The sequence below is a fragment of the Veronia pacifica genome (genome assembly GCF_001707825.1).
Taxonomy (GTDB): Bacteria; Pseudomonadota; Gammaproteobacteria; order Enterobacterales; family Vibrionaceae; genus Veronia; species Veronia pacifica.
In genome coordinates, this window is record NZ_LYBM01000004.1 from 63,820 (window position 1) to 79,426 (window position 15,607).

The window sequence follows — 15,607 nt, forward strand, 5'->3', positions numbered from 1 at the left end:
CATCTCTCTTTTGGGAAAAGTCTTAGCAACAAGTATAGATGCGACTAATTTATGTGCAATATTGTTGTTGTTTCCAATTATTTGTGACTCAAATACATTTTTAATGTGGGTGGGGGGGTATCCAGTAATGATATTGGGCCCTCACAGGCAATTTGCCCCTGATCGACGAACAGCAGATTATCAGCGATGAGTCGAGCATCTTCGGGGTGGTGGGTCACCATCAGAATGGTCGCTTCCTGTTGCTGGGCCAGTTTTTTAACCAACAGCAGCATTTCCTGTCGCAACGCAGGATCCAATGCCGAAAAAGGCTCGTCCAGCAGTAACAACGGTCGTTGGCGGATCATACACCTCGCCAATGCTACACGTTGTTTCTGTCCCCCTGACAAAGCGTCAGGCAAGCGGTTTAGGTATTCTGATAAGCCCACTGCGTCTGCAGCATCGAATACCTGCTGCCACGCTGCCTCATTAAGTTTCAGTGAAGGGGAAAGGCCCAGTCCAATGTTGTCTTTCACTGAAAGGTGAGAAAACAAATTATGTTCCTGAAACAAAATTGACAGGGGACGCATGTGCGCTGGAGCAAATGTGAAGTCCTGACCGCCAAGCGTCGTCTCTCCCATATCCGGCTCGAGTAAACCGCACAGGAGCATGAGAAGGGTGCTTTTTCCCGCACCGCTGGGGCCCAAAATCGCATTAATGGACCCTTGTTCGGCGGTAAATGAAAATGACAACTTGGTCGTCTGATAACTATGAGTAAGGTTATTGACCTTTAGCATGACCTGCCTTTCTAACAATAAATTCGATAAAGCTATAACAACCCAGACAGAGTAAAAACAGTACCAGCGATGCGGCTGCGGCGGCATCCATCTGGTAACTGCCCATCAGGCGGAACAGGTATAACGGTAAGGTTTCAAATTGCTGGCTGCCCACTAATGAAATAGCCCCCAAATCACCCGTCGAGAGTGCAAAGCTCACAGCCAAAGCGCGGGCTATCGGGCCACGCAACACTTGCCATTCAATCAGCTTTAGACGGTTCACCCCTTTAATGCCAAGTGAACTGCACAGTGAATTGTACTGCTGAGACAGTTGCAAAGCTGGCTGACTGAGTACTTTCACTACATAGGGTAAAGCCATCAGAGCGTTCGCGATAATGACCAACCAGAACGCCATACTGAATACATCGGCAACACTTCGGATAAGCAGGAAAAGCCCGGTACTCAGAACGACACTGGGCACTACCAAAATAATGGTGGCAATCATTTCGATAGTATCGGCTTTCTTGCGCATATTGTTCAGTCGCCAGAAACGGCTGGACAAAACGATGGTGCCGCCAAGAACAAAGGCGATCAGGGAAGACATTGTTGCAATTTTGAGAGTGTTCAACGTTGCCTTCCACAGCGTGGGAGCGGTAAAGACATCTGCCGAAGATGGATTAATTCCTTGATACACCACCATGACCAGCGGGGAGAGCACAAAAACAGTTGCCACCGTTATCCAACTGACATCCCAGCATTTTGCAGATGGCGAATCCTGCCTAGCTGGCAGGCTGAGATTGTCACCACCCACACTGACAGATAATGGACGGTTGGCCCGTTGAACGGCCCAATGAAAAGCTGCGCACAGGATAAGTTGCCACAGCGCGAGTAAAGCACCGGTCTGCAAATCAAAGTCGAAGCGAATAGCCTGATAAATGGCAAGCTCAATCGTTGTTGCACTGGGGCCTCCGCCCAACGCCATCACGGTAGCAAAGCTGGTGAAACAAAGCATAAACACCAGACCTGCGATATGGGGAAGTTGCTGGCGAATAAAAGGCCATTCAAGTAGCTTAAAGCGGTGCCAGCCTGTCATCCCCAATTGATGGGCAAGACGTTGCTCCGGCGCTGGTATTCTCTCCAGTGTCTGGACCAGCAGTTGGGCCGCGAAAGGCATATTGAAAAAGATATGAGCCAGCAAGATCCCATTTAAGCCGTAAATATTGGTATCAGTTATGACACCAAAAGATGCCAGCGTATGCTTAATCAGTCCCTGATTACCACAAATAGCCAGAATACCGAAGACACCCACTAATACAGGCATGACCAATGTCATTGAAAACAGCCGCAGTAGCAGGCGTTTTCCTCGGAAATGACGTCGTGACAGGGCGTGGGCAACCGGGATTGCCAGTCCTACACTGAGCAGCGTCGAGAGAAACGCCTGTTTAATGCTGAATACGGTGACATGTCGCAAATAAGCGTCACTGACCAGTGACCCGATATCGAGCGACGGAGCCTGTATGAGCAGTGACAGTAGAGCAGCGAAAATCAATAAAGAAATTAAACTGGCCGCAGCAGTGCCGGGCCAGGTTCTTGAAGGGTTTAACACAGAGTTATTTCACCAGAGCAGATTGCCATTCCCTAATCCATCCACGTCGCTGGCTTGCCACTTCAGAGGGTGAGAATTGGAGACTGGTTGTCGGAACATGCAAGGTCTCAAAACCCTTGGGTAAGTTGATCGCAGTGACAGGATACATCCAGTTACCTGTTGGGATAGTATTCTGGAAGCCGTCGCTCAGCATAAACTGCAAAAACTGATCAGCCAGTTTCTGATGCTTTGAGTTCTTCACTTTTGCTGCGACTTCTACTTGTAGGTAATGTCCTTCAGAAAAGTCTGCTGAAGCAAAGTTAGCATTTTCTTCGGCAATCAAGTGGTATGCAGGAGATGTGGTATACGATAGCACCATATCCGCCTCACCTTTCAGGAACATATTGTACGCTTCCGACCAACCTTTGGTGACGGTTACTGTTTTCTTAGCCAGTTGTTGCCACGCTTGCGGGGCATTATCACCGTATATGGATTTTATCCATAGCATGAGGCCCTGACCCGGTGTTGAGGTTCTCGGATCTTGATAAAGTACCTTGATATCATCGCGGCTCTCAATCAGTTCTTTTAAGCTCTTCGGTGGGTTTTTAAGCTTGGTTTTGTCGTAAACGAAAGCGAAGTAGCCGTAGTCAAAAGGGACAAAAATTTTGTTGTTCCAACCCTGAGGTAAATTCACCTTGCTGGTATCTGCATTGTGCTTTGCCAGCAGCCCGGAACGCTCCGCTTCTTTCATCAGGTTGGTATCTAAACCCAGTATCAGATCAGCCTTACTGTTGTTTCCTTCAAGGCGAAGGCGGTTCAGGATACTGACACCATCATCCAGTGCCACGAAATCCAGCGTACAGTCGCATTGTGCTTCAAACGCTTTTTTAACCGCGGGACCCGGCCCCCAGTCAGAAGCGAAAGAATCATAGGTATAAACAGTCAGGGTATCTTGCGCGTATGCATTGCCAGCCATGGCGAGCAGGGCGGCAAGGGACAGAAATAGTTTTTTCATGTGTGCCTCACGTCACTGTTAGGCGGCACAGGTTTGAGGAACCTCAAATGCAGGACTTGGGATATCTCATTCCTACGCCAGCATTATCTGGTTCAGGTAATATGGGTTCAGCTTGTGCCATCTCAGCTACTGCTCATTGAACAGGCTCCCCATGAGAGTTGTCACAGTGTATACAATGCGGTGAAGAACACCAACAACGGAAGGGTAAATAAGTTGAGGTTCTACCCATGTTTGCGTTTGTCTCTGGGATCTTATTTTTTTAGGCGTAATTTGGTCATACCACGTTCAATATTTATGTGTTTCATCTATTGCTGAAACTCTACTACTCATAAGTAGCATCAAGTAGTAATCCCGATTGTTGCAGTACTCTTGAGGCGCTGAAGTTGCTTACTCCTGCATTGGGCATATTAATGTGGAGGATGTCTTCGGTATCACGTCAGTAGTGAAGGTCTCTGAGGGGAAGTGTCACGTATTAGGGCATGTTATCGTGGATTATTATGAGATGAAGAACTCGAAGGACGAGGTCGTTGGAGGCCTGTCCGAGACTCAGATAATGGAACGATTCCTCTTATGTCGTCTCTCAATACTGTGATCAAAAAGGAGGCGTAATTTTTACGCCTCCTCATATCATCGAACTGATTATTTCTTCTCGTTTAGGTTCCAGTCGTAGCGGTATTTGATTTTGCCAGACCAGCCTGCAATGTCCGGGTTTTTGCTGTAAGACTGGATATGTTCCAGCACGGCTTTCTCATTGTTACCGAAATCACTGGCGAACCATTCGTAAATAGACGATAGCTCAAGTTGCTTACCCTCTGGCATCACACCTTTCTGGCTGTTAATAAAGGCTTGCGCTGCTACCTCACGAACCTGTTCACTGTTTGATGCCGTCAATGCCTGCGGTGGGAGGTTTGGGCAGCCAAGGCTGGCGCAATTAATTACATAATGGGTGCGGGGATCATTCCAGATTGGGCGCAGTATCCTGTGCTCAATATCATTTAGTGTGAGTGTTTTGCCCACCACTGATACAACATCGTCATCCCATGGCCCAAAGCTGAACAGGCCGCCCAGTTTCTTGATAGATTTCAACGGGTAGTTGTCGAGGATGAGTTTGACCGTGACAGCATTATACAGGTTTGCCCAATAGGCATATTGCTGGGCTTTATTAAGAGTGCGAGGATCCAGTAGAGTCAGGCTGTTGATGTAATCCTGAAGTTGAGCGTTATCTTGCTGGCTCACGGTACTATAGCGAAAAAGGGTATGCTGTCCCTCTTTGACCAGATAACGATCAAGCAATTGTTGCCATTTATCATGACTCACTGTCACCGTACTGGCTTCGTTACTCTGATTCCAAAAAGGCCAAAGATCACTTTTAGGTGCGGCATGTGCCACCATAGAAACTAATGCTATAGCGAAAAGGAAAATGTGGGTGAACAGGCGCCATGTTTTACTCATTATTTCTCCAAAAAATTCGTTCAGTGTGTGCTGATCAGACCTGACTAATGAGAATTCTATTTCATTTGATTTTTAAAGACTCTCGCCATATCGATTATCCGTTCCCAGTTTCGGCTCTGATTTTCAAACTCTTCCTGACAGTATGATTCTCTCTCTTCGCCTGCCAGCTCTTCATTAATTAGGTTACTGTATTTTTCCGGGTCGCTGCCGTAAATTAAGCAGAGTGCGCTGGCATAGCGCTGCGCATCAAGGCTGTGTTCACCCCAGAAGTCTGACTCATTAAATTCGTCTACTTCCAGATCATGGAGCGCAAATAACTCGGCGGCAGCAAATGCGTGATCGGTTTTCTGATGCCAAATCATGATCAACGTTGCAAAGGTATCGACCGCATCCTCCTCTTTTCCAAGGATAGGGATGTCATGATCAAAAACTAATGCATGACCAAATTCATGCAGCATAACGTGTATCAGACCGTATCTTGATGCGTCCTGTACTGACACTCCTTTCTCTAATACCGCATCCGGGGATCTGAAACGTCGTTGAACTTCATTGATAAATGCGTAGGGGATGAGAATTTGCATCTGTTCAGGGTCAAACAGAGGGCCGTCATCACCACCGAGTGTCAGTGTCAGCGTTTGATAAAGCGGGTACTCTTCGTTAACCAAAGTGATAAGTGTGTTGGCGATAGGTTTTGCGAATTCTAGCGCGGTACGCTGCTGTTCATCTTTGGGGGGAGTGACAGTGAGCTGTGTTTTTCCATAGGCTATGGATGCCTGACATAGCAATATTAGTAATAGGGACTTAATGGTCTTGAGCATACTTGTCTCACTCTAAAAAAATGGAAACCCTGAGGTTTCCATTCTTATAGTAAGACGAGTTAGACGCTGTGATCAGGCAAGAAAAGAAGGAATTTTTTGCTCATATTCACTGATTTTATCACTGTGTTGAAGTGTCAGACCAATGGAGTCTAACCCTTCTAACAGGCAGTGACGGCGAAAATCATCAATCTCGAATGTATATGTTTTATCACCCGCTGTGACGGTTTTAGCAACCAGATCCAGCGTAATTTCTGCACCCTCGTTGCTCTCCACATACTTGAAAAGCTCATCAACTTCAGCGTCGTCCAGTGTTACAGGCACTATCTGGTTATTGATGGAATTACCATAGAAAATATCGGCAAAACTTGGCGATATCATCACTTTGATGCCATAGTCGGCCAGTGCCCATGGAGCGTGTTCACGAGATGATCCGCAGCCAAAGTTCTCTCGTGTCAGCAACACACTGGCGCCTTTGTAGCGAGGCAAATTCAGCACGAATTCAGGGTTAGACTCTTCGCCCGCATCGTCCAGATAACGCCAGTCATGGAAGAGGTGGACACCAAAGCCCACTCTGTTCACCTTCTGCAGGAACTGCTTAGGAATAATGGCATCTGTGTCGACGTTAGCGGCATCCAATGGAATGACGAGTCCTGTATGTTGTTTGATTCCTGTCATCTCTTGGTTCCTCAAATCTGGTTAACATCGACGAAGTGACCAGCGATAGCGGCAGCGGCTGCCATGGCTGGACTGACAAGGTGAGTACGACCCTCACGGCCTTGTCGGCCTTCAAAGTTACGGTTACTGGTTGACGCACAACGCTCTTTAGGTCCAAGTCGGTCATTATTCATAGCCAGACACATAGAGCAGCCCGGTAAGCGCCACTCAAAACCAGCTTCTATGAATACTTGATCCAAACCTTCCTGTTCTGCCTGTGCTTTAACCTGCTCAGATCCCGGAACGACCAGAGCCTGTACACCTTCTGCTACTTTATGACCCTTCGCTACCGCAGCGGCAGCGCGCATATCTTCGATGCGTGAGTTGGTACAGGAACCAATGAACACCTTATCTATGCTGATCTCAGTGATCTTTTGGCCGGCTTCCAGTCCCATATATTTCAGAGCGCGTTCTGCTGAGTGACGTTCAATAGGGTCGGCGAAGCTCTCCGGATCGGGCACACTGTCGTTGACTCCCACCACCTGGCCGGGGTTGGTTCCCCAGGTCACCTGATTACTGATGTTTTTTGCTTCCAATGTCACCACAGTATCAAAGGAGGCACCGTCGTCCGTTCTCAGATCATTCCAGTACGCCAGCGCGGCCTGCCAGTCGTCTCCTTTGGGAGAGAACTTGCGGTTCTCAAGGTAACTAAATGTCGTTTGGTCAGGGGCGACCAAACCCGCTTTAGCACGAGCTCGATTGCCATATTACAGACGGTCATCCGTCCTTCCATGGTGAGAGCCTCAATCGCCTCTCCACAGAACTCGACAACATGGCCCGTACCACCTGCGTGACCGACCTTTCCAATGATTGCCAGTACAATATCTTTTGCTGTCACACCCTCGTCGACATGACCACGAACCTCGATCTTCATGGTTTTTGCCCGTGCTTGCTTCAGAGTCTGGGTCGCCAGTACGTGCTCAACTTCTGAGGTACCAATACCAAAAGCCAACGCGCCGAAGGCACCATGAGTGGCGGTGTGTGAGTCGCCACACACAATGGTGGTGCCGGGCAGGGTGATCCCCAGTTCCGGGCCCATAACGTGGACGATCCCCTGGTAAGGATGGTTGAGGTCATACAGAGTGACGCCAAATTCCTTACAGTTTTTCGCCAGTGTCTCCATTTGTATTCGCGCCATTTCACCCGATGCTTTGATGTCCTTGGTCTGGGTGGACACATTGTGATCCATGGTGGCGAACGTTTTGCTGAGCTGGCGAACAGGGCGTCCTTTTTCCTTCAGTCCATCAAAGGCCTGAGGAGAGGTGACTTCATGAACCAAATGGCGGTCGATGTATAACAGAGGGGTTTCGCCCTCTGCCTCGACCACCACATGAGCATCATAAATTTTCTCATACAGCGTTTTAGGTGTGTGTACTGACATGCTTAACTTCCTTGATTTATTTTAATATTTTACTTTGCTTCGCGGATATATCCGGCAATTCTGTCACCCATTTCAGAGGTAGACAGTGGCGCTGTATCACTGGTCAAATCGGCAGTAAGTTCACCGGCTTCCAGAGCTTTTGCTACTGCAGCTTCTATTGATTGAGCGGCCTGCTCTTCGGCAAGGCTATAACGCAGCATCAATGCAGCTGATAATATCTGTGCGACAGGGTTGGCAATGTTTTTACCTGCAATATCTGGTGCTGAACCGCCAGCGGGTTCATACAGACCAAACTTACTGTCATTCAGGCTGGCGGAGGGCAGCATCCCCATCGAGCCTGTGATCATGGCACATTCATCAGAAATGATGTCGCCAAAGAGGTTTGAGCAGAGCACTACGTCAAACTGAGACGGGTCTTTGATCAACTGCATCGTGGCGTTATCGATATAAATGTGTGAAAGCTCAACGTCTGGGTAATCTTTAGCGATGTCTTCTACCACTTCACGCCATAAGATAGAGGTTTGTAAGACATTCGCTTTATCAACTGAGCATACTTTTTTGCTGCGCAGTCTGGCTGATTCAAATGCGATGCGGGCAATACGCTCTATTTCAAACCTGTGATACACCTCAGTATCAAAAGCCTTTTCTTCTGGACCACTGCCTTCACGCCCTTTGGGTTGACCAAAATAAATACCGCCAGTCAGCTCACGTACTACCACAATATCAAAACCTCGCTGGGAGATATCGGCACGCAGCGGTGAGAATGCTTCCAGCCCATTATGGATCTGTGCAGGGCGCAGGTTACAGAACAGTTGGAAGTGCTTGCGCAGTGGCAAGAGTGCACCGCGCTCTGGCTGCTCGTCAGGTGGAAGATTTTCCCATTTCGGTCCGCCGACCGATCCAAAGAGTACAGCATCAGCGGCTTCACAGCCCTTTAACGTGTGTTCAGGTAAAGGAGAACCATGATTATCAATGGCAATACCACCCACGTCATATTCACTTCTGTCGAACACCAGCCCGAACGTATCCTGAATGGCATCAAGCACCTTGTGTGCCTGTTGCATCACTTCAGGGCCAATGCCGTCACCGGGTAATACTGCAATCTTGTACTGTCCTGCCATGGTTACACTGTCTCCGTTTTTAACGTTGCCTGTTGTTTAATTTCTGCAATTTTATCTGCGCGATAGATGCTGTTTATCACGTGAAGCAATGCCTGACCTGAGGCTTCAATGATGTCTGTCGATGCCCCTGTCCCGTGATATTTACGACCTTTATAGTTGGCGATAATGTCAGCCTGACCCAAACCGTCCTCACCCTCACCTTTTGCCGTGAGGTCGAACTTATCCAGCACGATGTCGTAGCCGGTAACGCGGTAAATACACTGGTAAAGTGCGTCAACCGGACCGTTACCGATGGCGGCTTCAGACACATCTTCACTGCCGCATTGTAAGGTTATGGTGGTCGTGGCCATTACGCTGCCAGACTGAACGCTGAGGTATTTCAGCTTATAAAAGTCATCTTCTTCCTGAACGTTATTGAAGAACATCAGGGCTTCAAGATCGTAATCAAACACCTGTCCTTTTCTGTCAGCTAATTTCAAGAAAGATTCATATAGGGTATCAAGGTTATAGTCTGAGTCGGTGTAACCTAAAGTGTCCATGTGGCTTTTCACCGCTGCGTCCCGATCGGCTGGTCAGGTTCAGAGCTTTATTGTTCAGGCCTATCGACTCGGGAGTCATGATCTCATAGGTTTTTTTATTCTTAAGAACACCATCCTGATGGATACCTGAGCTGTGGCTGAATGCATTGGCGCCAACCACGGCTTTATTTGACTGGATAGGCATATTACAAAGTTGGCTGACCACTTTACTGGTGCGGCTGATCTCTTTGTGGTTGATCCCTGTCGTTACTCCCAGCAAATCTCCACGGGTCTTGATGATCATGGCGATCTCTTCAAGTGCGCAGTTACCAGCTCGCTCACCAATACCATTGATCGTGCCTTCAACCTGACGGGCGCCAGCTTGTATCGCGGCGATAGAGTTAGCCACTGACATACCCAGATCGTCGTGACAGTGAACAGAAATGACGGCTTTATCTATGTTTGGTACCCGGTTGAACAGGGTTTCTATGATGCCACCAAACTCGTCCGGTACCGTATAACCGACAGTATCGGGAATATTCACTGTGGTCGCGCCTGCTTTAATTGCTTCCTCGACCATTCTGCATAAGTTATCAATGGGTGTACGGCCAGCGTCTTCACACGAAAACTCAACATCGTCTGTATAGCGACGTGCCCGTTTTACTGCGGCAACCCCCATCTCTACTACCTGATCGTAACTGCGACGCAGTTTGTCCTGAACATGAATAGTGGAAGTAGAGAGAAAGGTATGGATGCGGAAGGCTTCAGCCACTTTGAGTGATTCGGCAGCGACATCTATATCTTTGTTAACCGCACGAGATAAGGCACAAATTCGGCTATTTTTGACGTTGGCTGCAATGGTCTGCACCGATTCAAAGTCGCCCGGGCTAGAAACAGGGAATCCGGCCTCGATAACATCAACACCCAGTCGCTCGAGTGCCAGCGCAATTTGAAGTTTCTCTTTAACAGTTAAACTTGCTGACAGCGCCTGCTCACCATCGCGTAATGTGGTATCGAAAATTATCACTTGGTCGTCTTTCATTGTCGTTCCCTCTTTTCCCTACTATTTTCCAGTCCGCCATACGAAAAAACCCGCGCTGTTAGCGCGGGTTTTAGACATTCTTTTGTTTCCGTTTTCTGTCCAAAAACTACCCGCGCGAGGATTCGCGATAAGAAGGAGTAGTTCTAGCAGCAGTACAGGAAACGTCATCTTTATTCACTCACAATAAGTATGCACAAAGAAATATCAAACCGTTCGCCTAGCCGTCAATACGAAATGCAAAAATAATGAGAAAGCATTAACTAAATTCTCAATACTGGTTCAATTCGTTGCAATATGAGTATGTCGCAGAATAATCCACTAAAGGGCTATCTTGGGCTAAAAATCAGAAAAAAATAAAGATTCGAGATATATGCAGTGTCAGGCGTCAAAAAGCCATCGTGGTATCTCTCTGATATCACAATAAATATCTTTGCCTCTGAGAGTGGGAGAAATATCGGGGTGCAATACAGAAGATGCCTTAATGGAAAACTGACCGATGTGCTTGGCGTTGTCTGCATCCGTCTACAAAAAGCCAGATATGTTTGAAATAAGGTGCAGTAAACCTCAAGAGGGCAGACCTCTCTATGTCCTCTTAATAACACCGGCGGTATTCCCGTTTTCTTCCTTTGATGAGTACCAGGGGCTCTGGGAGATCTGACATGAAAAGTCCATGTAACCAATACTGATGTTTGCTAACTACCCGTTATTTTTATCGAGTTATTTTGTCAGCCGTTGAGTAAACGCGCAGATTCACATGTTTGTCGGAAAACCGTCACCTGAGCGTAATCGGCAATTACTAGTCTTCTCTGAGTTTGATAAGAGGAGAGTGAATTATGAGGGGTCTGATGGCAATAAAAAGAGTAGACAATGCGGTCTCTACTCTTTTTCTGTGTAACAGATTCAGTCCTTCGATTGCGAAGCTCAGTCGATGGGTGTCGAGAACAGGTGACGGGCCAATGTACGCCGTCCTTGGCGCAGTTGCTGCGCTGACCGATGGTCTTCACGGTCAGTCTTTTTTGGTTGCAGGCCTGCTTGCATTCGCGATTCAGTTACCAATTTATGTCACTCTCAAGCGGTCATTCCGCCGGGCAAGACCGTCTGACTTACCATCATTTATCACACCTTCTGATCTCTACAGTATGCCGTCAGGCCATACAGCAGCAGCATTCTTAATGGCATCTTTGCTCAGTCACTTCTATCCCGAGTGGGAGCCGGTCTACTGGTGCTGGGCAGCCATGATTGGTATTTCCCGAGTGTTGCTGGGGGTGCACTTCGCCACCGACATCTTAGCAGGAATGGTTTTAGGCCTGAGTTGTGCTGGCATCATCCTGTCACTTTAAGCGCGGCAAACAACATTACAGAGGATAAAAATGAAAATACTTTATGGTGTTCAGGGAACCGGAAATGGCCACATTTCCCGTGCCCGCGCAATGGCTCGCGCATTTGCCGATTTACCGGATGTTGAGGTCGATTTTCTCTTTTCTGGTCGTGACCCCGAAAAGTATTTTGATATGGAAATTTTTGGCGATTATCAAACCCGTACTGGCATGACATTTATTACTCATGCCGGTAATGTCAGTATTCTCCGCACAGCCATTCACAACAAGCCTCTTACCCTGCTGAAAGAAATCAACAGTCTTGATGTCACAGGGTACGATCTGGTGGTGTCAGACTTTGAACCTGTCAGTGCCTGGGCGGCACGACGCCAGAATATTCCCTCACTGGCTATCAGTCATCAGGCCGCTTTCTCGTTTGATGTTCCGAAGCGGGGTGAGGGGTTTCTTGATGCCCAGATCATGAAGTATTTCGCACCCACAGAGCATAAAATTGGTTTGCACTGGTATCACTTTGATAACCCGATTCTGCACCTATCGTGGATGTTGGGTCTGTGAGTGAGGCAGAGACGTCAGACTTTGTGCTTGTCTACCTGCCGTTTGAGGATCTGGATACGGTTGTTGCCTTGCTCAATCAGCAGGAAGGAGAGTTTGTCTGCTTCCACCCTGACGCGACTAAAGAGAAAATTGTCGATAAAGTCACCGTCAGGGCACAGTGTAAGGAAGGCTTTCACGCTGCATTGATGAAGTGCTCTGGAGTGATTGCCAACGGCGGATTCGAGTTGCCCTCTGAAGCGTTGACTCTGGGTAAAAAGCTATTGCTGAAACCTCTGATGGGACAATTTGAACAGCAAAGTAATGTCGCAACCCTCGATATGCTTGGTCTTGCGACTTGTATGGATGATCTTAACCCCGAGATCATTCGCCAATGGCTCGAAAAGCCGCCTGCTCAGGTTGTTGATTACCCCGATGTTGCCCCAGCGATTGCCAAATGGTTGGTTAAGGGCGATTTCAACGAGCTTCCGGCACTGCAAAATCAGCTTTGGCAGCAGGCGGTCTTTCCTGAACATGTGACTGATCTGTTGTCAGATTTCCGCGATTGGTCTCAGGTTCGAACGTCATCATTTTTGACTACCCGACGAGACCGAAAAACGTCTGGAGATACACCACAAGACAAGCCTGCGCAGTAACAAAAAAAGTGCGCCAGGTTTCTGTGACTGAAAAGACCTGACGCACTAACTCATTGTTTAGCTGGGTAGGTACTCTCTTCCCCAGCTAAGGCTCACCCGGTTATCGACAACCAGCTTTTCGATTTCATCATCTTTAATACCTAACCAACTCAGCACCTCCTTGGTGGAGCGACCGAAAGCCTCGGTAGGCGGAAGGGAAATAATGGCGGCGTTCTCCGGCCGAATCGCATAATGGTCGACGATGGTAATGCAATGTCCGCTTGGGTGGTCTTGATATCTTGAAAAAGCATAGCTTCCCAAGTGTATACCGACTCTACCATCTGCATCGCGAGTGTAATGTTTCCGCAGCCATTCAATACTTTTTGGATCGGCAACGGCAATACCCACTTCGTCGAAAAGATGAACCCAGTAGGTTGTTCCGACACTTCTCAGACGCTCGGCGATGTACTCCTGTCTTAAATTATCTGGAAGCCTCGACAGCAAGGAGAAGTCGGACAGGCTGGCGAGCAAATCTAACTGATTATCCTCGGCATCCAAAAATAGCCACCCATCCTGAGTTTCGTAAAAACGCGAAAGCCAGTGGTATCCGAGCGAGTCGCGTCCAGAAGGTTCGTTAAATGGTGCCCTGTCAGCATAGTCATAGGCGTATTTGATTTGTGCAAGGTTAGCGATAGCTGAAAGTGAGGTTCTACAACGCACAGCTTCACCCGTTCTCTCTCTGTGATACAGCGCCAGTGCCATACTTAGTCCGGCCGCAAAACCACAGTTAACGTCAAGCGTGCCTAAGTGGGCGTGCTCCTCTGGTGTGTCCGGCCCACCAAACCGACTCATGATCCCACTGTTGGCCTGAATGATATCGTCGTAGCCGATGTAGTTGGTTTTCTCTGCCCGCAGTGGACCGCCAAAGCAATCAAGACGACAAAAGATCACATCAGGATTGATAGTTTTCAGGCTGACTTCATCCAATCCCAAGGGAATAACCTGTCTATCTGGTGCATTGATCACGACGATATCGCAGCTTTGCACCAATTTGGTAAATATGTGTTTTCCCTCTGGTGACAGCATGTCCATCAGCATACTTTTCTTGCCGATATTTGACTGAATGCTGAACAGGACGCCAATCAGCGGATCGTACATGGGTTCAGTCGGGTCGAGCTTGATAACGTCAGCGCCAAAGCGGGCAAGAAAAGCAGCAGAATGAGGGCCTGCAATCACATTGGTTAAATCCAGAATTCTTACGCCTGACAGCCAACCTTGTTTATCAGAGGCCAACACCACATCATCGGCGGGGGAATGTGCCAGCGTATTTAATCTAAATTGCGTCAGTGCGTCAGAGTAAGAGACAAACTGTCTGGCTTTGGTTTTAATGGCTATATCGGCCTGATGCTCGAACCATACGAGAGGACCGGGGACACGCATTTCGCCGAATTCCGGGTCTTGAATATCGACAATTAAGCCACTATCGCGACAATGTTCACTGTTAACCCACTCCTTGGTCGTTCTATGCGGGGCTCCGGGAATGCCGTTCTCACCAAAAAGAAGGCCCCATTCGTCAGAGGTTTTTTTGACAAATTCGCGTTTCATTTTTTCTGAAATACGCTGAGCCCATTTTTCAGGAAGTGGGTACACCCCGATCGACGTCTCTCCGCTCCACTCATCAAGAGGCAGATAAAGGTCATCCACTTCCGGTAACCCTTCTTCGATCAGTTCATCGTAAATGCCGACAAGGTTCAGGCAACGTCTGGCGTGATTGCGATGTGACGGACAGACAACGTAAAAATAGCGACCATCTTTGCATTTGTAGGTGCGGTAAAAGGGGTCGAGGTATTCTTGTAACGCCTGATAGCTGACATCCATCGGCTGGTTTTTTTCTCGACGGTCACGAATTTCTTTTTCGCGCATCGTCAGGTAACGCTCGGGCAAATCTTCAATGACAATGGAATTATACGAAAGCCCCTCCATCAGGCTGCTGCTACTGGCACCTCAATATGTTCGCCAAGACCTGTTTTTTCACGTGAAAATAGGGCTAATGCCAGTGAACTTGCAGCCATTGTAGTGGCATAGGCAGAGCCGAGAGACAGGGGCGAAAAGCTGGGGTTCAATCCCATAAGGACACGATTAAAGCCCATATCAGTGAACGCGCCGGATGTTGCTGCAATGATGGATTCTGTCGCCTTCCACTCGCGGCGAAGTGTGTCGTTGGAGGCAAAGCCAGGAATGGACAGTGAGATAAGGCGCTTGTTGTGCTCTCTTAGCGCTGCAAAATCAATTCCGAGTTTTTGTAGCTTACCGGGTCGAAAATTCTCGATAATGATGTCGGCTTCGCGGCACAGTGACAGTGCTTTTTCCCTGTCTTGATCCTGTTTTAAATCCAGTGACAGGCACAGTTTATTGCGATTAAGGGTCGCATTCGCCGGATCTTGCCACAGAGGTCCAGAAGGCGGGTCGATATGAACGACAGTTGCACCCATGTCAGCCAGAATCATAGCGACGGCAGGGCCAGCAATATATTGACCAAAGTCAACGACATTGACTCCGGCGAGCGGCAGTTCGTTGTTCATCAATTCTTATTCCTTTTTTCCGTGTCTAAATGTAAGACTCAAAATGCGTAGGAACAGCAATGCTTGCTGTGTCATTAAACGCTTAAAGATTAATTTTTATTTAATCGAAGGACTATTAATAAAA

At 48.0% G+C, this 15,607-nt stretch carries 10 protein-coding genes, 3 pseudogenes and 1 riboswitch; of the genes and pseudogenes, 2 read left to right on the forward strand and 11 right to left on the reverse strand.

Going from position 1 to position 15,607, the window contains the following annotated elements; translation table 11 throughout:
- Positions 1–77 precede the first annotated feature (77 nt).
- From thiQ to leuA, 9 genes and pseudogenes are all read right to left on the reverse strand, one after another.
- Complete coding sequence (thiQ, locus tag A8L45_RS03965) at positions 78–773, reverse strand: thiamine ABC transporter ATP-binding protein (protein WP_068899470.1); 696 nt, start codon at positions 771–773, stop codon at positions 78–80.
- Entirely contained in the window at positions 757–2,358 is a 1,602-nt protein-coding gene (gene thiP / locus A8L45_RS03970; RefSeq protein WP_068899472.1) for a thiamine/thiamine pyrophosphate ABC transporter permease, read from the reverse strand. Before thiP ends, thiQ begins: the two co-directional genes overlap by 17 nt.
- Before the next feature lie 4 nt (positions 2,359–2,362).
- A complete protein-coding gene (gene thiB / locus A8L45_RS03975) occupies positions 2,363–3,352 on the reverse strand; it encodes a thiamine ABC transporter substrate binding subunit (RefSeq protein ID WP_068899474.1) in 990 nt (329 codons plus the stop codon).
- A gap of 52 nt (positions 3,353–3,404) precedes the next feature.
- Positions 3,405–3,514, reverse strand: a riboswitch (TPP riboswitch).
- Positions 3,515–3,991: 477 nt separating this feature from the next.
- Positions 3,992–4,804, reverse strand: coding sequence for a DUF547 domain-containing protein (locus A8L45_RS03980; protein ID WP_068899476.1), 813 nt, complete (start codon positions 4,802–4,804; stop codon positions 3,992–3,994).
- A gap of 56 nt (positions 4,805–4,860) precedes the next feature.
- The gene (locus tag A8L45_RS03985) at positions 4,861–5,622 is read right to left on the reverse strand and encodes a DUF4344 domain-containing metallopeptidase (protein ID WP_068899478.1); all 762 of its coding nucleotides are present in this window, start codon (positions 5,620–5,622) and stop codon (positions 4,861–4,863) included.
- 72 nt (positions 5,623–5,694) lie between these two features.
- Positions 5,695–6,297, reverse strand: a complete 603-nt coding sequence (gene leuD, locus A8L45_RS03990) for a 3-isopropylmalate dehydratase small subunit (RefSeq protein ID WP_068899480.1) — start codon at positions 6,295–6,297, stop codon at positions 5,695–5,697.
- 11 nt (positions 6,298–6,308) lie between these two features.
- Positions 6,309–7,717 (reverse strand): annotated as a pseudogene (leuC, locus tag A8L45_RS03995) (3-isopropylmalate dehydratase large subunit).
- Between the two features lie 29 nt (positions 7,718–7,746).
- Positions 7,747–8,838 carry a 3-isopropylmalate dehydrogenase gene (gene leuB, locus A8L45_RS04000; protein ID WP_068899483.1) on the reverse strand — a complete coding sequence of 364 codons (1,092 nt, stop codon included), beginning with the start codon at positions 8,836–8,838 and terminating at the stop codon, positions 7,747–7,749.
- 2 nt (positions 8,839–8,840) lie between these two features.
- Positions 8,841–10,398: pseudogene (gene leuA, locus A8L45_RS04005) on the reverse strand (2-isopropylmalate synthase).
- An 833-nt stretch (positions 10,399–11,231) separates the two neighbouring features.
- On the opposite strand from leuA, the gene A8L45_RS04010 reads away from it, so the two are divergent.
- Both A8L45_RS04010 and A8L45_RS23730 read left to right on the forward strand, forming a co-directional pair.
- Positions 11,232–11,738: a phosphatase PAP2 family protein gene (locus A8L45_RS04010; protein WP_068899485.1), complete on the forward strand. Its 507-nt coding sequence runs from the start codon at positions 11,232–11,234 to the stop codon at positions 11,736–11,738.
- Between the two features lie 30 nt (positions 11,739–11,768).
- Positions 11,769–12,922: pseudogene (locus A8L45_RS23730) on the forward strand (MJ1255/VC2487 family glycosyltransferase).
- Between the two features lie 57 nt (positions 12,923–12,979).
- Here the strand turns inward: A8L45_RS23730 and A8L45_RS25465 are convergent.
- Together A8L45_RS25465 and A8L45_RS25470 are read right to left on the reverse strand one after the other, a co-directional pair.
- Positions 12,980–14,884 (reverse strand): CoA transferase, encoded by a 1,905-nt coding sequence (locus A8L45_RS25465; protein WP_281181483.1) that lies wholly within the window; start codon positions 14,882–14,884, stop codon positions 12,980–12,982.
- The gene (locus tag A8L45_RS25470) at positions 14,884–15,483 is read right to left on the reverse strand and encodes a CoA transferase (protein ID WP_281181484.1); all 600 of its coding nucleotides are present in this window, start codon (positions 15,481–15,483) and stop codon (positions 14,884–14,886) included. The genes A8L45_RS25465 and A8L45_RS25470 overlap by 1 nt, the downstream gene beginning before the upstream one ends.
- Between the last annotated feature and the right edge of the window lie 124 nt (positions 15,484–15,607).

Excerpts from the sequence above, each read along its gene's own strand:
- A8L45_RS25470 (WP_281181484.1), bottom strand. The coding sequence starts at position 15,483 with ATGAACAACGAACTGCCGCTCGCCGGAGTCAATGTCGTTGACTTTGGT.
- thiQ (WP_068899470.1), bottom strand. The coding sequence starts at position 773 with ATGCTAAAGGTCAATAACCTTACTCATAGTTATCAGACGACCAAGTTG.
- leuD (WP_068899480.1), bottom strand. The coding sequence starts at position 6,297 with ATGACAGGAATCAAACAACATACAGGACTCGTCATTCCATTGGATGCC.
- A8L45_RS03980 (WP_068899476.1), bottom strand. The coding sequence starts at position 4,804 with ATGAGTAAAACATGGCGCCTGTTCACCCACATTTTCCTTTTCGCTATA.
- A8L45_RS25465 (WP_281181483.1), bottom strand. The coding sequence starts at position 14,884 with ATGGAGGGGCTTTCGTATAATTCCATTGTCATTGAAGATTTGCCCGAG.
- thiB (WP_068899474.1), bottom strand. The coding sequence starts at position 3,352 with ATGAAAAAACTATTTCTGTCCCTTGCCGCCCTGCTCGCCATGGCTGGC.
- A8L45_RS03985 (WP_068899478.1), bottom strand. The coding sequence starts at position 5,622 with ATGCTCAAGACCATTAAGTCCCTATTACTAATATTGCTATGTCAGGCA.
- A8L45_RS04010 (WP_068899485.1), top strand. The coding sequence starts at position 11,232 with ATGAGGGGTCTGATGGCAATAAAAAGAGTAGACAATGCGGTCTCTACT.
- leuB (WP_068899483.1), bottom strand. The coding sequence starts at position 8,838 with ATGGCAGGACAGTACAAGATTGCAGTATTACCCGGTGACGGCATTGGC.